At 61.2% G+C, this 22,457-nt stretch carries 21 protein-coding genes; 15 read left to right on the forward strand and 6 right to left on the reverse strand.

Translation table 11 applies throughout. The features are described from left to right. Positions 1 to 58: 58 nt before the first annotated feature. Together SH292x_RS02545 and SH292x_RS02550 are read right to left on the reverse strand one after the other, a co-directional pair. A complete protein-coding gene (locus SH292x_RS02545) occupies positions 59 to 1,048 on the reverse strand; it encodes a tetratricopeptide repeat protein (protein WP_442484010.1) in 990 nt (329 codons plus the stop codon). Positions 1,049 to 1,332: 284 nt separating this feature from the next. Continuing rightward, positions 1,333 to 2,286, reverse strand: a complete 954-nt coding sequence (locus SH292x_RS02550; RefSeq protein ID WP_442484011.1) for a hypothetical protein — start codon at positions 2,284 to 2,286, stop codon at positions 1,333 to 1,335. A 242-nt stretch (positions 2,287 to 2,528) separates the two neighbouring features. Here SH292x_RS02550 and def point away from each other — a divergent pair, with 242 nt between their 5' ends. The 6 genes from def to SH292x_RS02580 all read left to right on the forward strand — a co-directional run bounded on the left by def (position 2,529) and on the right by SH292x_RS02580 (position 6,904). Continuing rightward, the gene (gene def, locus SH292x_RS02555) at positions 2,529 to 3,116 is read left to right on the forward strand and encodes a peptide deformylase (RefSeq protein ID WP_442484012.1); all 588 of its coding nucleotides are present in this window, start codon (positions 2,529 to 2,531) and stop codon (positions 3,114 to 3,116) included. Between the two features lie 239 nt (positions 3,117 to 3,355). Then, entirely contained in the window at positions 3,356 to 4,342 is a 987-nt protein-coding gene (fmt, locus tag SH292x_RS02560) for a methionyl-tRNA formyltransferase (RefSeq protein WP_442484013.1), read from the forward strand. A 210-nt stretch (positions 4,343 to 4,552) separates the two neighbouring features. Continuing rightward, complete coding sequence (locus SH292x_RS02565; RefSeq protein WP_442484014.1) at positions 4,553 to 4,735, forward strand: hypothetical protein; 183 nt, start codon at positions 4,553 to 4,555, stop codon at positions 4,733 to 4,735. 208 nt (positions 4,736 to 4,943) lie between these two features. Further along, positions 4,944 to 6,371 (forward strand): tRNA (N6-isopentenyl adenosine(37)-C2)-methylthiotransferase MiaB, encoded by a 1,428-nt coding sequence (gene miaB, locus SH292x_RS02570; RefSeq protein WP_442484015.1) that lies wholly within the window; start codon positions 4,944 to 4,946, stop codon positions 6,369 to 6,371. Positions 6,372 to 6,408: 37 nt separating this feature from the next. Continuing rightward, positions 6,409 to 6,645 (forward strand): DUF4160 domain-containing protein, encoded by a 237-nt coding sequence (locus SH292x_RS02575; protein WP_442484016.1) that lies wholly within the window; start codon positions 6,409 to 6,411, stop codon positions 6,643 to 6,645. Beyond that, a complete protein-coding gene (locus tag SH292x_RS02580) occupies positions 6,626 to 6,904 on the forward strand; it encodes a DUF2442 domain-containing protein (protein WP_442484017.1) in 279 nt (92 codons plus the stop codon). The genes SH292x_RS02575 and SH292x_RS02580 overlap by 20 nt, the downstream gene beginning before the upstream one ends. A gap of 55 nt (positions 6,905 to 6,959) precedes the next feature. On the opposite strand, the gene SH292x_RS02585 is transcribed toward SH292x_RS02580, so the two are convergent. After that, entirely contained in the window at positions 6,960 to 7,205 is a 246-nt protein-coding gene (locus SH292x_RS02585; RefSeq protein ID WP_442484018.1) for a ribbon-helix-helix domain-containing protein, read from the reverse strand. Positions 7,206 to 7,393: 188 nt separating this feature from the next. On the opposite strand from SH292x_RS02585, the gene glnE reads away from it, so the two are divergent. The 3 genes from glnE (at position 7,394) to SH292x_RS02600 (ending at position 12,704) form a co-directional block, all read left to right on the forward strand. Beyond that, a complete protein-coding gene (glnE, locus tag SH292x_RS02590; protein ID WP_442484019.1) occupies positions 7,394 to 10,564 on the forward strand; it encodes a bifunctional [glutamate--ammonia ligase]-adenylyl-L-tyrosine phosphorylase/[glutamate--ammonia-ligase] adenylyltransferase in 3,171 nt (1,056 codons plus the stop codon). A gap of 723 nt (positions 10,565 to 11,287) precedes the next feature. After that, positions 11,288 to 11,866, forward strand: coding sequence for an HYExAFE family protein (locus SH292x_RS02595; RefSeq protein ID WP_442484020.1), 579 nt, complete (start codon positions 11,288 to 11,290; stop codon positions 11,864 to 11,866). A 673-nt stretch (positions 11,867 to 12,539) separates the two neighbouring features. Beyond that, the gene (locus SH292x_RS02600; protein ID WP_442484021.1) at positions 12,540 to 12,704 is read left to right on the forward strand and encodes a hypothetical protein; all 165 of its coding nucleotides are present in this window, start codon (positions 12,540 to 12,542) and stop codon (positions 12,702 to 12,704) included. Positions 12,705 to 12,795: 91 nt separating this feature from the next. Here SH292x_RS02600 and SH292x_RS02605 read toward each other — a convergent pair whose 3' ends face one another. Then, complete coding sequence (locus tag SH292x_RS02605) at positions 12,796 to 14,010, reverse strand: DegT/DnrJ/EryC1/StrS family aminotransferase (RefSeq protein ID WP_442484022.1); 1,215 nt, start codon at positions 14,008 to 14,010, stop codon at positions 12,796 to 12,798. Between the two features lie 341 nt (positions 14,011 to 14,351). Between SH292x_RS02605 and SH292x_RS02610 the strand changes: the two genes are divergently transcribed. The 4 genes from SH292x_RS02610 to SH292x_RS02625 all read left to right on the forward strand — a co-directional run bounded on the left by SH292x_RS02610 (position 14,352) and on the right by SH292x_RS02625 (position 19,180). Next, positions 14,352 to 14,765 (forward strand): ExbD/TolR family protein, encoded by a 414-nt coding sequence (locus SH292x_RS02610; protein ID WP_442484023.1) that lies wholly within the window; start codon positions 14,352 to 14,354, stop codon positions 14,763 to 14,765. A gap of 29 nt (positions 14,766 to 14,794) precedes the next feature. Next, on the forward strand, positions 14,795 to 15,238 hold the full coding sequence (locus SH292x_RS02615) for an ExbD/TolR family protein (protein ID WP_442484024.1): 444 nt from the start codon (positions 14,795 to 14,797) through the stop codon (positions 15,236 to 15,238). A 218-nt stretch (positions 15,239 to 15,456) separates the two neighbouring features. Then, a complete protein-coding gene (locus SH292x_RS02620; protein ID WP_442484025.1) occupies positions 15,457 to 17,766 on the forward strand; it encodes a hypothetical protein in 2,310 nt (769 codons plus the stop codon). Between the two features lie 220 nt (positions 17,767 to 17,986). Next, a complete protein-coding gene (locus SH292x_RS02625; RefSeq protein WP_442484026.1) occupies positions 17,987 to 19,180 on the forward strand; it encodes a tetratricopeptide repeat protein in 1,194 nt (397 codons plus the stop codon). 122 nt (positions 19,181 to 19,302) lie between these two features. Here SH292x_RS02625 and SH292x_RS02630 read toward each other — a convergent pair whose 3' ends face one another. Both SH292x_RS02630 and SH292x_RS02635 read right to left on the reverse strand, forming a co-directional pair. After that, a complete protein-coding gene (locus SH292x_RS02630) occupies positions 19,303 to 19,854 on the reverse strand; it encodes a hypothetical protein (RefSeq protein ID WP_442484027.1) in 552 nt (183 codons plus the stop codon). Positions 19,855 to 20,504: 650 nt separating this feature from the next. Continuing rightward, a complete protein-coding gene (locus tag SH292x_RS02635) occupies positions 20,505 to 21,230 on the reverse strand; it encodes a class I SAM-dependent methyltransferase (protein ID WP_442484028.1) in 726 nt (241 codons plus the stop codon). A 190-nt stretch (positions 21,231 to 21,420) separates the two neighbouring features. Between SH292x_RS02635 and SH292x_RS02640 the strand changes: the two genes are divergently transcribed. Both SH292x_RS02640 and SH292x_RS02645 read left to right on the forward strand, forming a co-directional pair. Further along, on the forward strand, positions 21,421 to 21,870 hold the full coding sequence (locus SH292x_RS02640) for a YkgJ family cysteine cluster protein (protein ID WP_442484029.1): 450 nt from the start codon (positions 21,421 to 21,423) through the stop codon (positions 21,868 to 21,870). An 82-nt stretch (positions 21,871 to 21,952) separates the two neighbouring features. Beyond that, entirely contained in the window at positions 21,953 to 22,435 is a 483-nt protein-coding gene (locus SH292x_RS02645) for a hypothetical protein (RefSeq protein ID WP_442484030.1), read from the forward strand. Positions 22,436 to 22,457 lie beyond the last annotated feature (22 nt).

Here is a 22,457-nt window from a genome sequence, read left to right on the forward strand (position 1 = left end):
TGCCCGGGGCTAAGGCGTCTAGGGTGACGCGGAGCACAAACTTCAGGTGCACTGCTAGCTACTCGGCCGATTGTAGCATACTGCGAGCCTCGGCGGCTGCCGCAGTTTTCGGGTAGTCGGCGACGATTTGGCGAGCTAGCTTCGTCGCTTCGTCCGCGTGTCCCGCATCGCCCAGCACGCGCGCGGCTTGCCAAAGGGCGTGGGCCGCAAGCTGTGGCTGACCCTCGGCAAGCTGGCTCGCGCGGAGGTAAGCGAGTGCCGCGGCGTCGGACTCGTGGAGCTGCCGACGGGTGTCGCCAATCACCAGCCAACCACCTGCCTGCACCGGCTCGGCGAACTTCTTGACGCGTGCTTCCCATCGCGCGACGTCGGTGGGCTTGGCGGTGATGATCTCCGTGCGCCACGACTGCATCTCGGCGAGCGGCGCGAACTGATCGTCCGCGAGTCGCATGAGTTGTTTGAGCACGTTGAGCGCGGCCGGTCGATCGCTGCCGGAGAGGGCGTAGCTCGCACCGAGCAGTTGTGTCGCCGGCTGGTTGCTCGCGAGCCACTCGGCGATGGTGGCGGGCGGCACCTTGTCGGTGGCGAACCACGCGAGCGGCGCGTGCTGGATGGCCCCCGTCGAGGGATCGCTCTTGGCGAGCTCGACGAGCAGCCGCCCCGCGGTCGCCACGTCGCCAGCTGCCGCGTAGCACTCCATTAAGCGCTGCATCGCGAGCCGCCGAACCCACGGCCGCTGATCGGCCCGCGCGGCGGCGGCGAGTAGCTCGGAAGCCTGGGCGTAGTTACCCGCTTCGAGCTCGGCGGTTCCTTGCTCGAACCCATCAGGCCAGCGAGTGTCGACCTTCACCACGCGCGCGGCGGGGAATTTTCGCTCGTTGCCACCGGGCCCGCGAATGAGAATCTCACGCCCGGTGTAATCGACGACATCGCCCGAGACTTCGATGGTGCCGGCAGAGTCTTTGGCGGAGGAGAGGGTGACGGTATCGGCGCGGAGGGATGTGGCGAAGAAAAAGAGAATCGTCAGTGATAGGAGGAATGGATGCATTGAGAAGAAGTTTTTGGGAACGCTAATCTTCGCTAATCGGCGCTAATGGGAATTGATTAGTGAAGATTAGCGTGGATTAGTGTTCCAGGAAAATTGAAGCAGGAAAGCTTTGGGAGTGATGGTTGGAGTTGATCGAGGGGCGAGATTCTTCAGTCGCCAGGGCTCCCTCAGAATGACACAGCCGGACAGGGCTCCCTCGGAATGAGATAACAAGACAAGTCTTTCTCAGATTGGCATGCGCGGCCGATTCAATCCGCATTCCGAACCCTGCATTCCGAATTCGTTTACTTCCCCAGTGTGTTGGTATTCACGTACCCGTACTGCCCGCCGGTGCTTTCGGCGAGGGACTTGAGGAAGTTGTATCGTTTGGGGTCGGGGCCGCGGCCGAATTCGATGGTGCAGATGGATGCGTTGTAGCGTTGGTTGAGTCGCGCGATCTCGGAGAGGTCGAGTTCCGACATGGGTCCGTCGGCGTCGGTGAGGAAGAACACCACGTCGGGACCAAGCTGGATAGCTGCCTTGAGCGCGGCGACGCGATCGGTGCCGCCGTGGGCGGTGACGCCGCCAAGGAGTCGATCGGCCATGCGCTTGTTCTGCTCGCTGGCGAACGCGATTCGCTGACGGCCGTCGATGGTGAAGGGCTGCGCGGCGGTGTTGAAGAAGATGATCTGGAACTGATGCACTTCGTCGAGCGAGGCGAGGCTCGTGGCGATCTGCGACTTCGCGGCGGCGAGCGGCGCACCGTCCATGCTCGCCGAGCGATCGACCAGGTACACGAACTTGTTGCCTTTGCCTTGAACGCCGAAGAACTCGACGTTCGCCTCTTCGCCCACGTCGCCAGGAGCGCCACCGACGTTACCGCCAGCGTTCGCCATTGCTGAGGCGCTGGCACCGGGGACCGACTCGGCGCCGATGGCTTGCTCGGCGGGGAGGGCGTCGGCGGAGTTGGAGTTCTCGGCGACGGTCGGCAGGGCGTCGCTGGGGTCGGCGGGCGTGGGGTTCGCGGTGTTGGTGTCGGCCGTTTTGTCGGAGGGATTGTCCTCTTCGCCCTCGAACTTCACGCCGTCGGACGTCGCCCGCTTGAGCACGATGCCAACGTCCCGCGAAGTCTCTTCGGCCGATCCCTGCGGTGCGCTCCCCGCCCAGAATAGAATGAGCACCACGAGCGTGGCGTGGACCACGGTCGAGATGATCCACGACGGAATCTGGGCACGGCGCTCGGCGGCAGTGGGTTGCATGAAGGACCGACGCGTGGTGGACGGAAAAATCGACGAAAAGCCGCAGGGATTCTAGGGCTGGGCACCACGTGGGTCAACGCGGATGGCCTGCTGGCAATGCGGGGGGCGTGCCACGCAGCACTGCCAAATCGACCCATTTTGCGCTATATTACGGAATATCCATCCTATCACGACGCGCCCTCCGGGCGCTGTTTTTCCAGTACGGGGCGCTTCCGGCTCGCCTTTTTTAGTTTTTTAGATCTATGCCACTTACTGTCATTCATTACCCCCACCCGACCTTGCGGCACAAGTCGCAGCCGATCAAGCGTGTCGACCAGCAGCTTCGCGACTGGGTGGCCGAGATGTTCGACCTGATGTACGAGCACGAGGGTGTCGGTCTGGCGGCAAATCAAGTCGACTTGCCCTACCGGCTGTTCGTGGCGAACCCCACTGGCAACAGCCAGGAGAAGGACGCCGAGCAGGTGTTCATCAACCCGGTGATTTCGAAGGCGAAGGGGCAGGTACTGGGCAACGAGGGCTGCCTGAGCTTGCCGGGCGTCCACGCCGATGTGATGCGGGCCAAGTCGCTGCACATCGAGGCGTACGACTTGAGTGGCAACTTGATGAAGGCCGACCTCAGTGGATTCCCCGCCCGCGTGGTGCAACACGAAACCGACCATCTCGACGGCATCCTGTTCATCGACCGCCTGGCCGAAGGCAACCTGGCCGAGATCCGCGGCTTGGTGGACGAGTTCGAAATCGACTTCGAAAGCCGCCTAGCCACCGGCGAAGCCCCTACCGCCGAAGCCGTAGCCGCGCGGATTGCGGAGCTGGAGAAGCTGCGGGCGTAGTACAACGGAATTTATTCCGTTACCCGAGTCTAGAAGAATTCGTCGCGGATGGACGCGGATCTGGGCGGGTAGTCGCGGATTTCTCTAATAGATCATCGAGAGTTTAAGTTAGCTTTCTAGCTTAACGAGAACTCGAAGAACGTTTTGCTGTAACGACTATTCATTTGCGATCATCCGCCCAGATCCGCGTAGATCCGCGACTAATACTTAACTAACGGAATGAAGTCCGTTCTACGTTTATGAAACTCTTGATGCTTGGCACTGGTCCGTTTGCTGTACCCACGCTGCGGGCGCTCGTTGCTGCGGGGTACGAGGTGCCGGTGGTGGTCTCGCGGCCGTTTAAGGGGCGGCGCGGTACGCCGCGGCCGCCGATGCACGAGGCGGCGGAGGAACTCGGCCTGGAGCTCTGGACGCCCGAGAGCGTGAACTTGCCGGAGTCGGTCGAACGGCTCAAGTCGCTGGCCGTCGATCTCCTGGTGGTGTGCGACTATGGCGAGATCCTGAAGCCCGCGGCGCTCGCCACGACGCGGCTTGGCGGAGTGAACCTGCATGGGTCGCTGCTCCCCAAGTACCGCGGTGCCGCGCCGGTGCAGTGGGCCGTGCTGTCGGGGGACGCAGTGACGGGAAACACGGTGATCCAGATGACGGCGGGCCTCGACGCGGGTCCGTGCCTCGCCCAGCAGCGCGTGGAGATCGATCCCGATGAAACGGCGGGCGAGCTCGAAGAACGATTGGCGAAGCTCGGTGCCGAGGGGGTGCTGGAAGTAGTGGCCAAGCTCGACGCTGGGACCGCCGAGCCCGTGGAGCAGGAGCACACCGCTGCTAGCAAAGCGCCAAGACTGGCGAAGGAGCATGGTCTGATCGACTGGTCGCTCGGCGCTCAGGAGATCAAAAACCGGGTGCGAGCCTACTCGCCCTGGCCGCGGGCGTACTCGTTCTGGCAGATGGAAGGCCGCCAACCGCTGCGGGTGGCGATTGATAAGGTACAGGTTGTTGCGATAGGCGAGCCGGGAGCGTCAGCGACCGGAGGGGAATCACAAGCGCCTTCCGGGGTCGGGGACGACCCGGCTCACGCAGGAATGGTCATCGAATCAGGCGGCAAACTGCTCGTTCGTACCGGGGACGGACTGCTCGAAATCCTCCAGGTTCAACCCGCCGGCAAACGCTCGATGGCGGCTTCGGAGTTCCTCAGAGGCTACGCGGGGGGGCGGTTTGCGAGCGAATAGAGCGGTCCGGCGAGCCGGGTCGTCCCCGACCCCGGACTGTCTGAAGTCAAGCAGAACGTCAACTCCGCTGCCGTCCGGGGGCGGGGACGCCCCGGCTCACTCGCGTCGCAAGGAGAAGGGGAGCGGTGATTCCCCTCGCCCCCAACCGGTCCGATTGAGTACCATAGTGGTTCCCGGAATCGCAAAATCCCTCGAGCAGGAGGCTCGTCGATGGATCGCTCGGACATGGTGCTGATGGTCGTGGCCGCCCTAGTGGCGGTGGTGTCGCTGGTGCAGTTGATGCGTCGGCGTCGCGACTGGCTGATGGCAGACATTAAACGTCAGTTCGACGAACACCGCGCTCGCGAAGAAGCCGCCGAGGCGGAGCGAAAGAAACGCGAGCAGTTGGCGTAGACGTTCTGCTTGCTTGAAGGTTTGTCCGACGACACGTAGGTCGTCGGCTGTTGGGGGAATGGTGTCGCTGGGTCTACTCACTTACTCACTTACTCACTTACTCACTTACTCACTTACTCACTTACTCACTTACTCACTTACTCACTTACTCACTTACTCACTTACTCACCCAAACTACCAGTCGCCTTACGGCGACCGCTCGCCCCCGATGCCTAAGCTTTATATTGAAACGGTTGGCTGCCAGATGAACGTGCTCGACAGCGAGCTCGTGGTGGCGGCGCTACGCAAGGAGGGGTACGAGCTGACGCGCGTCGTGGCCGACGCCGACACGGTGCTGTTCAACACGTGCAGCGTGCGTGAGCATGCCGAAGAGAAAATCTACAGCGCGCTAGGTCGCCTGAAGAACGCCAAGCAGGCGAACCCCGACAAAGTGATCGGCGTGATCGGCTGCATGGCTCAGAACCATCAGCGGACGGTTTTCGAGCGGGCTCCTTACGTCGATCTCGTCGTTGGACCGGGACAGCTGCATCAGGTGCCCGAGCTGATTCGCAAAGTGCAGCAAGGCGCTGGGCAGCAGCTTGAGGTGAGCCTCGGCCGCAAGGATGGCTCGAAGCAAGACATTACCCGCAGCCACGAGAGCTTCGACCCGCTGCGCGATCCGACGATGCGGCCCACTCCGTTTCAGGCGTACGTTCGCATTCAGATTGGCTGCGATAAGTTTTGCACCTACTGCATTGTGCCTAGCGTCCGCGGCCCCGAGCAAAGCCGTTCGCCCGAGCACATCCTGGCCGAAGCTCGCCAGTTGGCGTCCGAGGGGTGCAAAGAGATCACGCTCTTGGGCCAAACGGTCAACAGCTACAAATACAAAGAGGGGGAACGCACCACGCGGTTCAGCGACCTGTTGTACTCGCTGCACGAGATCGATGGCCTGACGCGGATCAAGTTCGTGACGAACTATCCGAAGGACATGACCGACGACGTGCTGGCCGCGGTGCGCGATCTGCCGAAGTGCTCGAAGTACCTGCACGTGCCGGCCCAGAGTGGCAGCGACGCCCAGCTCAAGGCGATGCGGCGTGGCTACACCGTCGCCGAATACCGCGAGATGCTCGCCCGGACGTACGAGTGGATTCCGAAGGTCGCGGTGACCAGCGATTTTATCGTTGGCTTCAGTGGCGAGACCGACGAAGATTTCCAGATGTCGATGGACCTGGTTCGCGAGGCGCGGTTCAAGAACAGCTTTATCTTTAAGTACAGCGAGCGTCCCGGAACGAAGGGGGCACAGCTGCTCCCCGACGACGTGCCGGACGAGGTGAAACGCGAGCGGAATAACGAAATGCTCGCCCTGCAGAACGAAATCAGCGAAGCGGACAACCAGCGTTTCCTGGGCGACCGCGTCCAGGTGCTGGTCGAGGGACCGAGCAAGACCGCGGCGAAGAAGGAAGCCGAACTGGGCGTCGAGCACCCGGTTGTCCAACTCACTGGCCGAACGATGTGCGACCGCATTGTGGTGTTCGAAGGCAACCGCCGGCAGATAGGCGAGACCATCGACATCGGCATCTACGACGCCAACGCCCACACTCTGTTCGGGACGGTGGTGACGCAGCACGTGGGGCCGGAGCTGGTGAGTTTGACTTAGCGATGGTCGTAACACAGAATGCAGTAGAAGCTCCGATATGCCCACCGTCCTTCGAATTGGCCCTTACCGATTCTACTTTTATAGTCATGAGCCAAACGAACCAGCCCATGTGCATGTAGATCGCGATGATCTAACTGCGAAGTTCTGGTTAGAACCCATATCACTCGCACACAATCTTGGCTTTCCTGGACATGAGCTCAGGAAGGTCGAAGAGATAATCGAATCTAATCAGCAGCAACTGCTGGAGGCATGGCATGATCGGTTCGGGGATTAACGCCGGAGAGAAGGTTAAGGACGTTCATTTCGGGGAAGATGCGTTTAGCGTCGACCTGCTAGACGGCCGCACCATCACGGTACCGTACGCATGGTATCCCCGGTTGCTACACGCGACCGCTGAGCAGCGTAGCGACTGGGAGAGGTGCGGCGGCGGATTTGGAATTCACTGGCCCGGGATTGACGAAGACCTAAGTACCGAAGGGTTGCTCCGCGGAGCGCCGGCACCCAAACCTCGACCCACGTCAAATGCTCACTAACTTCGGATTTGCCGAAAGCGTGAGCCGGTCTGACGAACTTACCCAAGACGGCCACCTAGTTCTTCTCGTGCCGTTCGACGAGACGCTGCCTAGAAGCTTCGAATTCTTCGCCAGTCCACGGCTCCGCGGGGCCACTTTGAAGCCCATCGATCAAGAGTGACTCGACGCTGCTTTGCCCGCGCCGTGCCGCGTCAACGAGGGCGACGATATAGTCCCCCGCGTCCGCGAAGTTGCCCGCTGCGATTCGGCCCTGGACAAACTGGGCTAGATCTCCGGGTAATTGGACCTGAATGGTGGACATAGCGGAGTGCATCGGCACGAATGGGGGAATGGGGGCTTATCGCTAATTTTAACGTAGTATCGTGGGCGAGTCATCCTTTACTTTCCCCCATTTCTACCTGATGACTTCCCGCGCCGGCCGAGCTACAATAGGGCGAGAGTCAGGAAAGAGGACCCAGGCGGTCGCATCTTTTTGGTGACGACCAGACAATGAAAATCGACCTCCTGCGGCAGTACCTGGACGAGCCCTCGGTGGCCAAACCGTGGCTAGACGAAGCCCTGCGGCTTCGCGAGACCGCCACGGGCCATGGCAACCTTCGCCGGATGGCCGAGGCGGGCGTCACGCTCGATCTCTTGGCCGATGTGTGCGAGCAGTTCTCCGCCGTCGCCCCCCGTCTCGCCGACGCCGACATGGCGTGGAACAACCTCGAGCGGTTCGTCGTCGCGTCGCGGAACCCCATGGCCACCTGCGCGCTGTTCGAGCGCGATCGATTGGCGCTCCCGCGGCTGCTGACGCTGTTCTCCACCAGCCAGTACTTGAGCGACCTGCTCGTTGTCGACAACGAGGCGTACGACCTCTTGCGCATGACCGAGGGGCAACCGGTCGCGCGCAACTTATTGGTCGAGGAGCTCGTTGGCGAGATCCTCACCGTCTCGCAGCCCGTCGAAGCGATGCGGATCCTGCGAAACTTCAAACGCCGTGAGACGCTTCGCATAGCTTATGGCGACATTGTTCGCGAGCAACCGATCGCCACCGTCGCGCGGCAGATCTCGTTCGTCGCCGACGCCGCGGTCGAGGCGGCCGTGCGGTTCGCTCGCCGCGCGCTGGAAGAGAAGCTCGGCGTGCCGATGATCAACGACCGGCCGGCGAAGTTCGTCGTGCTGGCGCTCGGCAAGCTTGGTGGTCTGGAGCTCAACTACTCCAGCGACATCGACCTGATCATGGTGAGCGAGGGGGACGGCAAGACCGAGGGCCGCCGGCTCACGACGAACCAAGAGTTCTTCGAGCACCTGACCCGCGACATCGTCAAGCTGCTGACCGAACCGACCGAGCTTGGCACTACCTACCGTGTGGACCTGAGGCTAAGACCCGAGGGTTCGCGGGGCACGGCTTGCATCACGTACGACCGCGCGCTCACGTACTACGACATCAAAGGTCGCACCTGGGAACGCCAGGCGATGATCAAGGCCCGCGCCGTGGCCGGCGACATCGATCTGGGGGAGTCGCTGCTCGCGGAGCTGGAGCCGTGGATCTACCGCCGTTACCTGAGCCTCGCCGACATCACGGGCATCAAGACGCTCAAGCGCCAGATCGAACACCGCACGAAGCTCGATGGCCATCATCAGCTCGACGTGAAGACCGGCGTCGGCGGCATTCGCGACATCGAGTTTGCCATTCAGTTCTTGCAGCTCCTCAACGGTGGGACGCTCCCTGAGATTCGCACCGGCAACACGCTCGATGCCATCACCGCACTCGAAAATGCCGGATGCCTGAATAATCAGGAGCGGACGATCCTGGAAGAGAACTACGCCGCTCTTCGAAAGCTCGAACACCGGTTGCAGATTCTCTACGACCTGCAAACGCACACGCTGCCGGAGAACTCCGACGAACTGCGTAAGTTGGCGGTTCGCCTTGGGTATTTCCCAACGCTGGAGCGTTCGGCTACCGCGGCGTTTGAAGAGGACCACCGCGAGCGGACCGAGCTGAACCGCAAGATTCTCAATCACCTGCTGCACGATGCGTTCGGCGAGGACGCGGAGCTGGAGCCGGAAGTCGACCTGGTGAACAACCCCTCGCCGACCCCCGATGAAGTGGCCGAGGTGCTGGGCAAGTACCCGTTCACGGACCCTCAGGGGGCGTACCACAACTTGATGGCGCTGGCGACCGAGAAGATTCGCTTCCTCTCGACGCGCCGCTGCCGGCACTTCCTGGCGTCGATATCGCCGCAGCTCTTGGACGCGATTGCGAAGACCCCCGAGCCCGATTCAACGCTGATGAACCTGAGCCGGGTTAGCGATTCGCTTGGCGGGAAGAGCGCGCTTTGGGAATTGTTCCGTTCGAACCGCCCGTCGCTCGACCTCTACGTCACGCTCTGCGCGGCCTGTCCTTATCTGGCTGGCATTCTGACCTCGAATCCCGGCATGATCGACGAGCTGATGGACAGCCTGCTGGTCGAGGGCCTGCCGTCGCGCGAGATGCTCACGAGTACGCTCGGCGATCTGACCCGCGGCGCCGAGGACATCGATCCGATTTTGCACAGCTTCAAGAATGCCCAGCACCTGCGAATTGGCGTGCGGGACATTCTGGGCAAGGACGACGTGGAGCATACGCACGCCGCGCTTGCCGACGTGGCGGAAGTCTGCTTGCAACGGATCGCCCGCCGCGAAGAGCAAAAACTGCAAGACAAATTTGGCACGCCGACCATTCCATCGTTCGAGCACAATCCCGATGCCAGCGACGAACTCCGCCGGCAATTCGCCGGTCGCGAGGGAGAGACTTGCGGGTTGGTGATCCTGGCACTCGGCAAACTGGGTGGTCGTGAGCCGAACTACCACAGCGACCTCGACGTGGTGTTCTTGTACGAAGCCGAGGGGCGGACCTTCCACACCGACTACACCGGCTGCAAAGTCACCAGCGCCACTACGACCAGCAACAACCATTACTTCAGCGAGCTCGGCCAGCGGATCATTACCGGCGCGAGCCGCATCGGACCGTTTGGCCGATTGTACGAACTCGATGCACGGCTTCGCCCCACGGGCAAGAGTGGTTCGCTGGCCGTACCGATCGACGCGTTCATTCGCTACTTCGAGTCGGGTACCGCCGACTTGTGGGAACGCCAAGCCTTGTGCAAAGCCCGCGTGATCTACGGCTCGCCCGCCGCTTCGGCGTACGCGATGGAAGCGGTGTCGCGAGCGGCCTTCGGCCCGGCATGGTCGTCCGACGACGCGGCGAAGATCCGCGACATGCGTAGGAGACTCGAAGAGACCGCCAGCGATCGCAACCTCAAGCGCGGACGTGGCGGCACGATGGATACCGAGTTCCTGGTGCAGCTACTCGCCCTCAAGCATGGCGGTGCCGACCCATCAATCCGCCAGCCCGGCACCCTCGCCGCGCTCACCGCTCTCGAAGCGGGAGGCTACCTATCGGCCGACGATGCGGAGTTCTTCCGCACGAGTTATCGTTTCCAGCGTAGCGTCGAGTCGTCGATCCGTTTGATGAACGCCGCCGGACGCCACGAACTGCCGACCGACGAGCGCGAGCTCGCGAAACTCGCCTACCTGATGGGCTACCCCGACGCCCACACGCTGGAAAGCAAGACGCTTGAAACGGCCCAAGCCACGAGAGAGCGGTTCGATCGCATCTTCGATCGCGAAGTCTAGCGTGCCTGTCAGCCGACAGGCCATCCCATCCTGGCAAACCCAAATCTTGTCATCCTGAAGGAGCGTCAGCGACGGAAGGATCTCGCCAGCCATTTCTTGGAACACTAATCGGCGCTAATCTTCGCTAATAGGGAAGAATAGGTCGCGGATCTTCGCGGATTGGGCAGGATGGGCGCGGATTTGTCTTCCAAGCTGCTGAGGTGTTCGAAGTGGTGAGGTGGGGATGAACAGGAGGAAACGGAGGCAACAGAGAAGTGGGTCTTGGTCTACTCTTTCTTTCTTCGTTCTCTTTGTTGCCTTCTGTCAAAAAAATAGCCGAGTACTTGGAACAGAAGGGAACGAAGGAAACGAAGAAGATGTGAGTTCACAAGAGTTTCTCTGTTCCCTCCGTTTGCTCCTGTTCCCTTTCATCCTGCCAAACCGAGAGAACTACGCGAACCGAACGATTCATCCGCGTTCATCCTGCCAAATCCGCGTGAATCCGCGTCCCATTCTAATTAGCGAAGATTAGCGCCGATTAGTGTTCCCAAAAATGCCGAGCGAGATCCTTCAGTCGCTGACGCTCCCTCAGGATGACAGAATTTGACCAAAAACTCTACGTTGGTCATTGTGAATTCGTCATTCGTCATTCGCCACTTGTCCTTGTTTCCCCTGCCGTGACATCTGATCACGCGTGCTTTTCCACAGATGGCCGCGCGGATTTCTAGACGGTACGATTCCGGCATGGCGAAGCGGCATCATCATTACGAGGCGGCGTTCGAGGCTCTGCTGCGGGAGGAGCGGATTCCGTACGTGGCGGTGGACGAGAAACGCCGCGCGCTGGTCGCCCAATCGTTGGGTAGTTCGTCGCTAAACTCTTCGTCCACAGGGAAAGACTCGCTCAAGAGTGTCGACTTCCTGGTATCGCCCCCGGGGCCTGAAAGTTACTTGGTGGACATCAAAGGGCGGCAGTTCCCAAGCGGTCGGCAGCACAAGCAGTACTGGCGGAACTGGTCGACTCGCGACGACCTGCGGAGCCTTGCGGAATGGGCTCGGTACTTTGGCACCGGGTTCACGCCACTGTTGGTGTTTGGGTTCGAACTGGTTGCCGATCGCTCGCCGGTACCGGTGGAAGACCTGTGGCATTACCAGAATCGCACCTACGGTTTTGTCGCCGTGCGGCTCGCCGACTACTGGCAATCGGCCCGCACGTTATCCGCGCGATGGGACACGGTATCCATGCCCGCCGCCCAGTTCCGCGAGTGCGGCACGAGCTGGCGGCAGTGGTTCTCACGCGAAGCCGAACACGCGTGGCAAGATTAGCCCTGCCGAAGAGCCAGCTTTCCAACGGCTTGTCATCCTGAAGGAGCCTAGGCGACTGAAGGATCTCGCTCGGCATTTTTGGGAACACTAATCGGCGCTAATCTTCGCTAATTAGAATGGGACGCGGATTCACGCGGATTTGGCAGGATGAACGCAGATGAATCGTTCGGTTCGCGCAGTTCTTTCGGTTTGGCAGGATGAAAGGGAACAGGAGCAAACGGAGGGAACAGAGAAACTCTTGTGAACTCACACTTCTTCGTTTCCTTCGTTCTCTTCTGTTCCAAATCCAATCCGGCATTATTGAACAGAAGGCAACGAAGGGAACAAAGAAGGACTACACAAGCATTTCCTCCTCTGTTCCCTCCGTTCCCTCCTGTTCATCCCCACCTCACCACTTCGAACACCTCAGCCGCTTGGACGACAAATCCGCGTTCATCCTGCCCAATCCGCGAAGATCCGCGACCTATTTCTTCCCCATTAGCGAAGGGTAGCGCCGATTCGTGTTCCAAGAAATGCCTAGCGAGATCCTTCGGTCGCCGGGGCTCCTTCAGGATGACAAGGGGCACAGGTTTTCCTGTTTTTCCCGGCAAATCTCGCCGTTTGGCACCCGGTCGGCGGTGGGTTAGAATGAAAGCTTCCGAAACTCCTAGCCTCCAACTCCGATCTCTTCGCCATGCTCGCCACGCTTACGACGCTGCTCGTTCCGGTCCTCGCCGAGGCTTCGAAACTCAAAGAGAGTTTGTCGTGGGGCATCGTGCTCTTGTGCGTCGTCCTCGGCATGCTGGTTACGCTGCAACCAGTAAGGCGCGAGAAGGACGTCAAGGGACGCAAGGACTAAACTTCGAAGCACCAATGACGAATGTCCAATGACCAAAAGCATCGCTTGCGCGTTCCTTGGTCATTGTCTATTCGACCTTGGTCATTCTTGCCTAGCTTGCTTTCCGCGTCGGCAGATCGACGTTTGCCCCGGTCGTGGGGGCAATGAGCGGCATGGTCGCCGGCGTGGCTTTGGTCTGGCCCGAGCGGCAGAACTCGCTGACGGCGTCGATCACGCGGTCTTGTTCTTCGCAGGTCATTTCGGGGAACATCGGCAGCGAGAGCACTTCCTCGGCAGCCCGCTCGGTGTGCACGAGGTCGCCCCGCTTGTAACCGAGGTTGGCAAAGCAGGCTTGCAGGTGGAGTGGCACGGGGTAGTAGATCGCCGAGCCAATGCCCACCGCGGTGAGCGCTTGTTGCAATGCGTCGCGTTGACCGCCCAGCACGCGGACCGTGTACTGGTTCCACACACTCGACACGCCGTGAGTGACGTGGGGCAGGGTGAGCGAACCGTGGACGCCACGGTCGCTGAATTCTTCGGTGTAGCGCGCGGCATGCTCGCCGCGTGCTTCGGCCCAGTCGGTGACGTAAGGGAGCTTAACGTTTAGCACGGCCGCCTGCATCGAATCGAGCCGGCTATTGAGGCCCACCAAGTGGTGGTAGTAGCGGGGGTGCTGGCCATGGTTCCGCAGGCGACGCAATACTTCGGCCTTCTCCGCATCGCGGCAAGTAACGATACCGCCGTCGCCAAAACCACCCAGGTTCTTGGTTGGATAGAAGCTAAACGCGCCATACTCGCCAATCGCCCCGACTTGAATGCCACTCGCGGTGGCTCCAATCGCTTGGCACGCGTCTTCGATGACGAACAGCTTGTGCGCGGCAGCCAGGTCCATCACGCCCCGCATGTCGGCCGACTGGCCAAACAGGTGCACGGGGATGATTGCCTTGGTCGCTTTGGTGATCTTGCGAGCGGCGTCCTCGAGGTCGATGTTGAACGTTTCGGGCAGAATGTCCACGAATACGGGGGTCGCACCGAGTCGCGTGACTGCGCCGGCGGTGGCGAAGAACGTAAAGCTTGGCAGCAGCACTTCGTCGCCGGGGCCAATGTTCTCGGCCATCAGTGGCAAGAGCAGGGCATCGCTGCCCGAGGCACAGCCGACGGCGTGTTCGGCGCCGACATACGCCCCAAAGGCTTCTTCGAAATCGCGGCAAGCGGGGCCGTTGATGAACGTCCCGGTGCGAATCACGTCCGCCAGTGCCGCTTCGATCTCCGCCATCAGGGGATCGTTCTGACGATTGACATCAAGCATCGGCACGGGCTGGGACATCGAAGGTATCCTGCGGGCTAAAGTATCGCGTAAGGGAAAGGAGAGGCCAACGAGTACCACCTCGTCGGGTCCCGTTTTGTGTTAGCGCGACAGAGATTAGAAACTGCCACCCGGGGGGTCAATGTCACCCTCCACGGTGCTAGCATGGAATTGTTGCATTCGGAGTGAGCTTCCAGATTGCGAGCTTCAGCGCAGCCCCCAGCGTCCCCTTCGAAACTTGGTCAGCCCAAGTTGCTACTCATCGAGCGATCGAAACCTGTTACACTGCTGGCTTCGCCCCTCCCAAATCAACGCTCTAGGCACCCGCCCACTGGGTCGGTCCCTGCCGCCGCTCTTGTGTGATGAACGACGCTCGCAATCGCAAACCGGTCTCGATGAACATGACGCCGATGATCGACGTCGTGTTCCTGCTGATTATTTTCTTCCTGGTCAGCAGCCATCTGGTGCAGCAGGAGACGCAGCTCGAACTCGATTTGCCGCTCGCCGTAACCGGCGCTGAAGCGGCCGAGGAGGGAGGGAAGCGGGTCACCATCAACCTCAAGGCCGATGGTACGGTGCTCCTGGGGGCCAGCGAGGCGACGCTCGAAGAACTTGACGGCCGGTTGGCTTTCGAGCGCGAGCGAACCAGCGAACCGCTGGAAGTCCGCATCCGCGCCGACGATGGCATCCCCTTCGGCGAGGTGAAACCGGTGCTGGTGGCTTGCGCGAAGGCCGGCATCTGGGACGTCCGTTTCGCCGTCGTCGAAGAGAAGTAGGTAGAGGAGAAGTAGGTGGAGAAGAAGTAATGGCCAACTGGCGACACCCCCGCTTTCAGCAGCATTCCACCGAACTGTCCATGACGCCGATGATCGACGTCGTGTTCCTGCTTATGGTGTTTTTCGTTTGCACTGCGAGTTTCAAGGCGGCGGAGCTGGTCCTGCCTTCGAACTTGCTGGTGAGTAGTTCCGCGACGGTGGACGTGCCGATCGAACCCCCCGATGATTTGGAGCGGATCGTGATCGAGATCGGAACGACCGACTCTGGTGTCGCTTGGCGGGTGAACGACCAACCCACCGCGACTCGCGACCAACTGCGTGAGCTGGTCGAGGCAATCGCGAGCGTCGATAGCACGCTTCCTGTGGTCATCGACTGCCAGGACGCGGTACCCCTGGCCGAGGCAATCTCGGTATACGACCTCGCGCGATCCTTGGGACTTGAAAAAGTACAATTCGCGGCGGACGCGGAGTAATGTTGAAGAGTCGCACACGCATTTCGAGCATCCCAATAGCCGACGACCTACGCGTCGTCGGAAGGAGTTGTCGTAGCGCTCTTCCGACGACACGTAGGTCGTCGGTTAGTTTCTGCGTTCAACTCGTAGTAATTCTTCTGATCAGTGTTAACTCATTTAGTCGGAGTTGCGCCTCCAGTCCCGAGCAGCGTTACGTCGCGTACCTTCGCGAGCAAGGGATGACCAGGCTTGCCGAGTTGTATTGCCGCGAGCAACTAGCGTCGGGAAAGCTCGATCCTCGTCAGGAAGTCGAGATGGCGATCGAGTTGTCGCTGGTGGCCGTGTCGCAGGCGTACGATGCGCACGAGGGGACGCGGGGCACTTACTGGCAGGCGGCGCACGAGGCGATTGCTCCGTGGCTCGCCGCGCAGCAGCCGTTTAGTTTGCTTGCCGAGTTACAGGAAGGACTCAACCTGCTGGCCGAGGGGGAACTTGCGCAGCTTGAACTCATGGGCCGCACGGATCCGTCCACGACCCAGCAAATACAAACGCGTCTTCGCACCGCAATTGCAACGCTCAAAACCGTGGCCGACCAGGTCGAGACACAGCGTCGGCAGCTTGCGATGGGGCAGGTGCGTGAGGACGCTGCGCTCGACGAGCTCACGCTGGTCGGTTTGGAGCGAAGCGTCGCGCTGGAGCTGGCCCGCGCGTATCGATTGCAAGGACTCAGCTACCCAGCGGGCTCTGCCGATCGTGTGAATGCGCTGCAGCAAGCGGCCGAGTCGCTCGCGACGCTCTCGGCCGCCAAGCCCATCGACGGGCTCACTTGGCGGGCTCGGGTGGCGCTCGTCGAATCGCTCGCCGAGCTCAACCAAACCGAGCAAGGGTTGGGCTTGATCAACAAATGGAATGCCGAAGAGCCCCCTCGCGACGTGGCTGCCGAGCTTTTGGCGGCCGGTGCGAAGTTGCTGGCTAAGGCAGGACGCGCCAGCGAGGCGCAGGATCGACTCGCGGCGGTTCCGCCGGGGACGTCGTCGGCGGTGGACCTCGCGCGACTGGAGCTACTGCTTGCATCGAGCGCCGAGGAATCGAGCGAGATCGAGACGCTGCTCACCGCCATTCGTTCGCGCCATGCACCACGCTACGTACGCCAAGCCGAGGCGATGGTGGGCGAGCGATTCGCAGCATCGGGTAGCGCCACGTCGGGCGTCGGGAAGCTGCACGCCGCCGAGCATTTTTACCATGCGGGACAACTCTCCGCGGCGATCGCCGCGTACGACGAAGCGGCCGAGATGTTCCGCAACGAACAAAATCGCGACCGCGCGTTCGCCGCCGAGCGGTCGGCAGCCGCGGTGATGCAGAAGGGGGGGCGGTACCAAGAGGCGGCGGAGCGTTTCCGTCGGCTTGCGCTCGCCTCGGTCGATCGCGACGATTCGGCATTCGATCATCGCGAAGCGGTGCTCTCGCTGGCGATGCTCGCCCGCGAGACGTCGGGGGAAGAGTCCCAGAAGGCCCTCGCCAGTTACTTGGAGCTTTGCCGCGAGCATTTGAGCCACTGGCCCGAAGGAAGCACCTCGCCCGAGGTGCGTTGGTGGCTCGCGCAGGCGCTTGCCGCTCGCAAGCAGTGGCAGGCAACGCTCGCGGTGCTGTCGGAGGTGTCCCCCACGACGCCCCACTACGAAGAAGCGACGGCGCTACTCGCCACCGCGTATCGCGAGCAGATCGCCGCGACTACGGATACCGCGGAACGCGAAAAATTGATTCGCGAAGCGGTCGCTAGGCTGCAGCCTGCGATTGTCGGGACCGGAGACTCAGTGGGCTGGCCGCGAGAGTGGAGCGACGCGCAGCGTTCCTGCGCCATTGAACTTGCCAGATTGATGCTTGATTCGGGCAGCGCTAATTACGCCGAACAACTTCTGACAATGTCGCTCAAAGGACAACCTACCGCCACTGCCGAGTACAAGGATCGAGCTACACCGATCCTTGCTATGGCGCTGGTGTCGGGTGGAAAAACGGGCGACGCGATCGCGCTACTCAAGTCAACCGCACGGGGAGAGGGAACCACCACATCGCTTGAGCCTCTTGCCGAACGACTCGTCAAACAACTAGGCGAGTACTCGGCCGCTCAGGTGTCGAGGCGCACCGAACGCGCGGCGATCGGGCAGTTGTTGCTTGCCGTGCTCGACGTGGCGGGTGGTAGTTCCAGTACGTGGAAGCTACCGGCCGACCGGTACCGCGCAGCAGCGCTGGCGGCGGTCGACAACACGGACGAAGCCCGGGCGATGTACCAATCGCTCGTAAAGCAGTTTCCCAAGAACGGCGACCTCCAAGAAGAGTACGCCGCGATGCTCGCCGGTTCGACCGCCCTGGCCGACCGCCAAGCCGCCCTCGATGCCTACGCCATCATCGAAACCGCCACCCAACGAGGAAGCGACCGTTGGCACCGCGCCCGCAAGGCACGCATCGAACTGCTAACCAACCTCGGCCGTCAAGACGAGGCGGAGAAGCTGCGGAAGCTGACGCAGTTGCTAGGTGGAAGTAAGAATTAGTCGCGGATCTGCACGGATCGAATCGCGGATACTCGCGGATTGGGGTAAAGCTCTTCGGCACCCTACCGCCCGACGAACATATTGCAACTTGCTTCCGAGTGTTGCTAGGCTTGTTTTCATCCGCGATCGTCCGCTTAAATCCGCGCCCATCCGCGACTAATTCTTTCAACCACGGTCCTTACGGGCCCCGCTCGCTGGCTTACCTGCCCGCTGTTACACTATGCCGATGGACGCAGGGCCCTCGATCACTACCGAACTCAAACTCGCCGGCGAGCGGATTGCGCTCGTGGGGCGGCTTGCCAGCATGTCGCGGGTGGAGGCTGATAAAGTGGTCACCGCGCATGGCGGCGTGCTGCAAATCAAGGCCGATGAGTCGACGACGCTGCTCGTGAAAGGGGACGATACCCGCGTGGCCGACGTCGTGGGCGATTTGCCGGACGCGGTTCGCGAGCGTGTGGCGTCGGGGCTCGTGACGCTGGTCGACGAAACGCAACTCTGGCGGCGCGTGGGGCTGGTAGACGAAGAGGTTGGCGTCAGTCGGCTTTACACGCCGGCGCTGCTTGCCGAGATGGTGAAGGTCGATTCGCGGACCATCCATCGCTGGCACCGGCGAAGCTACTTGCAGCCGGTGTGCGAAGTCCGCAAGCTTCCCTATTTTGATTTTGCCGAGGTTCGCGTCGCTAGGCGTTTGGCGGAGCTCGTGCATGCCGGCGTGTCGCTCGCCAGTATCGACCGTCAGATGACGCAGCTGGTGAAGCTCGCGCCCGACGTCGAGCGCCCGCTCGCCGACCTGTCGATCGTGGTCGAAGGGGGAAAGATTTTCCTCCGCCGCGGTGCCGATCTCACCGAGCCAAGCGGGCAGCTTCTAATTGACTTCGACGCCCCGCCGGCCGACACGCTCGCGATGCCGGAGATCCCGAGCCTTGCTGGCACCACCGAGCGCGCGGGGGATATCACGCCGCTGACCACCGATGATTGCCGAGATGCGGCGATGGATCTGGCCGACCGTGGCGAGCTGACCGCGGCGCTCGAACTCTACCGCGGCGTTTTGCTATCCGGCGAGGCCGATCCCGAGGACCATTTTCTGGTCGCCGACCTCTTGTATCAACTTGGCGACCTGACCGCCGCCCGCGAGCGGTACTTCATGGCGATCGAACTCGATGAAGAGTACGACGAAGCCCGCGTGAACCTGGGCTGCGTGCTATTGGAGCAGGGCGACATGAAGAACGCCGCCGAGGCATTCCGCGGCGCCCTCGAAGCCAACCCCCAACTGGCCGACGCGCACTATCACTTAGCCAGCACCCTCGACCGCCTCGGCTACGCCGAACAAGCCCGCGACCACTGGCAACGCTTCTTGCATCTCGCGCCCGAAAGTCCTTGGGCGGAAGAGGCGCACGAGCGGTTGGGGGAGTGATGGGAAGCGGGAGTTCGGCAGTGGGAAGCACTGAGAGGCTTGTGCAGTAATAGCCGAGGACCTACTGGTCGTCGGAATGAACTCCAGCTAGCAGCTCGTCATTCTCAATCTATTCACTGCACTCAAGGCCCAGGCCACCGCGGCGGGGCGCGGCGGCTCGTCGTTGGGTAGACCACCTGCTGGAGGGGCTGGAAGGTCGTCACGGTCGGGGCGTAGCCGGCTTGCTGCACTGGGTACGTTTGCTGCACGGGGTAGGCCTGTTGGGCAGGGTACGCCGCCTGGTAGGTCGTTGGGGCGCTGGCAGTGTAGGTTGCCGGCGCGGGGTTGTAACTCGTGAGCGACGGGGCTGGCATCGTTTGGCAGTTGCCGCACGCACAAGGGTTGCAGCCACAGCTGGGGAGCGTGGGTGGGCAGACGGGCTGCGTGGGAATCACCGGCATGGCGACCACCGTGGGCTGCGGCGCGGGGCGGCCACACATCCAGTCGCATAGTCGGAGTATGCAGCAACGCCGCGGGGGCTCGACCACCATCGGGGGAGGCGAAATAACAGGCGGGCAAGCGGGTGCCACGTACGTCGGTGGCGCTGCGGTGACGCCATACTGCGCGCTAGCGAAGTTCGATGGCAACCAGGAGATCAAGCCCAGGAGAGCTACGCCGAGTAGGAAGCGATGCATGAACGTCCTCGTTCGCTGAATGTTTTTTGCACTCTCGGCGACAACCGTCGAGAGCTGCTAGCGATGCCTGCCGTCCGATTCATGGCGAAGCCTGAATCGGAAAGACAACGAACCAAACCGACGAAGCTAACAAGACAAAGTTGCCGGTCTTAATACGCAAGAAGTCGAGAAGTGTGCGCCGAGCCCGTTCGTGGGGAGAATTCTGAAAGCACGCAATCTGAAAGCTACGGGGCGAACGTGAGTTGCTTTTCCGTCCTTAACCCTACCACGGCCCGCACGACGAACAACTGCTGGCAAGCCGGAATTACAGCCCGCCCAGCAGATTCGGCCCGCAAAATCGGCATACCCCGCAGGCCTTCGTGGTTTGCTAGCGATGGACACGGGCCGTTTCTTGTAGCCGGACTCGCAAGAGTTCGGGCGAGGAGGACTTAGCCACCGATGCACACGGATGGCAAGAAACCGGAGGCCGTAGGTGGCTTGCCCGCGAATGACGCGAATGTTCGCGAAGGAAGAGTGAAGCTCAAACAGTTTCCTGAAAGGAAACCACATCAGAGTGAAGGGTTAGCGGACGCGAGGAACGAGCCGTAGCGCCACCCTGGTAGAGACTTCGTATTTCATTCGCGGCAATTCGCGTCATTCGCGGGCAACTTTCACTTCACCGCCCCGAACGCGGCGAAGCACGAGTTCTTGTGCAAGAGTTCCACCCGAGAGAATCCTACCGCCCGCAAGAGATCGAGCTGATAGGTCACGGGGCGTGGGGAGTCTTCGCGGTCGATGTAGTCAAACACGCGGTCGCGGTACTCTTCGCCACCAAGCGAAGTAAGGTACTCGCCATAGCGGTGCCACATCATCTGGTCGACAGCCGGCGTTTCCTGCGTCACCAGATCGGTAATCCAGACGCTGCCGCCGGGGCGGAGGAGCTGGTAAATCTTCGCGAAGGCCGTGTGCCAGTCGTTGTCGTCGCGCAGGTGATGTAGCACCGCGGCGGCGAGGATTACGTCGAACGACTCCGGCTCGAGTTTCGCGGTGCGAAAGTCGCCCACCAGCTTGGTCTGCGTCCCGCCGTTGACTTCGGCGACTCGCGCGGCGGCCCGTTCGACCATCGGCTCGCTGAGATCCACGAGCACCGCATCAAAGTCGCGGCCGAGCTCGAGTCGGAGTTTCAGCGTGTTGTTGCCCGCCCCGCAACCGATGTCGAGCACCCGGCGAAGATGGGGTGTCGTCGCGATGGCGGCCCGCGTGATCAGCTCCATCGCCAGCGGGGCGTCGATCGTCGCGGCCTGTCCCGTTTCGAGGTTCGAGAATCGCTCGACATCGGCGTCAAACCGCTCGCGGATGTCCTCAAGGGTCGATTTCTGGTCGAGTGGCCTGGGCATGATGGATTCCTGGGGATTGCAGAGGACTAGCTCGCCGCGATCACGACCGACCATCTCCGTGCGAGGTTCATGATTTTCAAACCCCCGCCGATGCGTTACAATCCCCGATCATCCGCTGCCGCACCCCGGCTTGGTCCAACGACACGTAGGTCGTCGGCTATTTCGCACCCGTCCACTTCAGATACACACTATGGCCGCACCACTTGCTTTCGGTACCAAGAAGATCAAGCGCGAGGATTTGCCCAAGGATGGCAATCTGTGCGAGTACTGCACGGCCAAGTGCTGCCACTACATCGCCGTGCCTTACGAGGCACCCGACTGCTTTGAGGACATGGAGTACATCCGCTGGATCGTGCTGCATCACAACGCGACCTACTTCAAGGACGGCGACGATTGGTACCTGCTGGTGCACACGGTGTGCGAGAAGCTGCAGGACGACTACCGCTGCGGCATCTACGAGAACCGCCCCCAAATCTGCCGTGATTACACGTTCGACAACTGCGAGTATGACGAAGACTGGACCTACGACTTCTACCTGGAGACCCACGAGCAAGTGTGGGAATACAGCGAAGCGTGCTACAAGTCGAAGGGTAAGAACATCCGCAGTAAGAAACCAGATCTGCTGCCGGTGATGGCGTAGGCGCGTACAACGGAATTTATTCCGTTACTGGCCGGGAAGAGTCGCGGGTTTTTGGGGAACACTAGTCTTCGCTAATAAAAGCATGTCCAAGTCAGCCTTTGTTGAATTCAGAGGGCATGGATTCTGGGCATACGATGTCGCGGTGGGGACGCTTTTCAAGCACGTAATTGATCACGCTGTTCCTCTCGCTCCAGGCGATGGATGGCTTGATCACCTTATCCAGAAATGGCGCTTCAATGCGGTTGTCGCCGACTGCGGATTGTATTTGGACGACTCCTGGTCCCCACATCAGCTGAAGACGGTTGATGGCCTGTTACAAGACGCTTGTGTGACACTTCAGCAACAAGATCACTTCACCGCCGAAGAAATGTACGGGTGGGATATCTTGGATGGGCAGGGCGTGTTTGATCGTGGGCACGATGGCTACGATTCAGCTCCTGCTATCTTGCTTGGCGAGGCAATTCGGAAGTTGTTGGAAGGCACGCTCGAACCAGCTCCGGAAGGCACTTGGTGGTTCTATGGCGTTCCTGAGGGTCGGTCGACGATGAAGATGCGAACCAATTAGCGAAGATTAGCGCCCGCGAGTG

It is taken from the genome of Aeoliella fuhlenseeensis, assembly GCF_052161615.1.
In the GTDB taxonomy this organism is placed as follows: Bacteria; Planctomycetota; Planctomycetia; order Pirellulales; family Lacipirellulaceae; genus Aeoliella.

Bases quoted from the DNA above. Each gene is read 5' to 3' on its own strand.
- SH292x_RS02545 (WP_442484010.1), bottom strand. From the start codon at position 1,048: ATGCATCCATTCCTCCTATCACTGACGATTCTCTTTTTCTTCGCCACA.
- SH292x_RS02550 (WP_442484011.1), bottom strand. From the start codon at position 2,286: ATGCAACCCACTGCCGCCGAGCGCCGTGCCCAGATTCCGTCGTGGATC.
- def (WP_442484012.1), top strand. From the start codon at position 2,529: ATGCCACTTACTGTCATTCATTACCCCCACCCGACCTTGCGGCACAAG.
- fmt (WP_442484013.1), top strand. From the start codon at position 3,356: ATGAAACTCTTGATGCTTGGCACTGGTCCGTTTGCTGTACCCACGCTG.
- SH292x_RS02565 (WP_442484014.1), top strand. From the start codon at position 4,553: ATGGATCGCTCGGACATGGTGCTGATGGTCGTGGCCGCCCTAGTGGCG.
- miaB (WP_442484015.1), top strand. From the start codon at position 4,944: ATGCCTAAGCTTTATATTGAAACGGTTGGCTGCCAGATGAACGTGCTC.
- SH292x_RS02575 (WP_442484016.1), top strand. From the start codon at position 6,409: ATGCCCACCGTCCTTCGAATTGGCCCTTACCGATTCTACTTTTATAGT.
- SH292x_RS02580 (WP_442484017.1), top strand. From the start codon at position 6,626: ATGATCGGTTCGGGGATTAACGCCGGAGAGAAGGTTAAGGACGTTCAT.
- SH292x_RS02585 (WP_442484018.1), bottom strand. From the start codon at position 7,205: ATGTCCACCATTCAGGTCCAATTACCCGGAGATCTAGCCCAGTTTGTC.
- glnE (WP_442484019.1), top strand. From the start codon at position 7,394: ATGAAAATCGACCTCCTGCGGCAGTACCTGGACGAGCCCTCGGTGGCC.
- SH292x_RS02595 (WP_442484020.1), top strand. From the start codon at position 11,288: ATGGCGAAGCGGCATCATCATTACGAGGCGGCGTTCGAGGCTCTGCTG.
- SH292x_RS02600 (WP_442484021.1), top strand. From the start codon at position 12,540: ATGCTCGCCACGCTTACGACGCTGCTCGTTCCGGTCCTCGCCGAGGCT.
- SH292x_RS02605 (WP_442484022.1), bottom strand. From the start codon at position 14,010: ATGTCCCAGCCCGTGCCGATGCTTGATGTCAATCGTCAGAACGATCCC.
- SH292x_RS02610 (WP_442484023.1), top strand. From the start codon at position 14,352: ATGAACGACGCTCGCAATCGCAAACCGGTCTCGATGAACATGACGCCG.
- SH292x_RS02615 (WP_442484024.1), top strand. From the start codon at position 14,795: ATGGCCAACTGGCGACACCCCCGCTTTCAGCAGCATTCCACCGAACTG.
- SH292x_RS02620 (WP_442484025.1), top strand. From the start codon at position 15,457: ATGACCAGGCTTGCCGAGTTGTATTGCCGCGAGCAACTAGCGTCGGGA.
- SH292x_RS02625 (WP_442484026.1), top strand. From the start codon at position 17,987: ATGCCGATGGACGCAGGGCCCTCGATCACTACCGAACTCAAACTCGCC.
- SH292x_RS02630 (WP_442484027.1), bottom strand. From the start codon at position 19,854: ATGCATCGCTTCCTACTCGGCGTAGCTCTCCTGGGCTTGATCTCCTGG.
- SH292x_RS02635 (WP_442484028.1), bottom strand. From the start codon at position 21,230: ATGCCCAGGCCACTCGACCAGAAATCGACCCTTGAGGACATCCGCGAG.
- SH292x_RS02640 (WP_442484029.1), top strand. From the start codon at position 21,421: ATGGCCGCACCACTTGCTTTCGGTACCAAGAAGATCAAGCGCGAGGAT.
- SH292x_RS02645 (WP_442484030.1), top strand. From the start codon at position 21,953: ATGTCCAAGTCAGCCTTTGTTGAATTCAGAGGGCATGGATTCTGGGCA.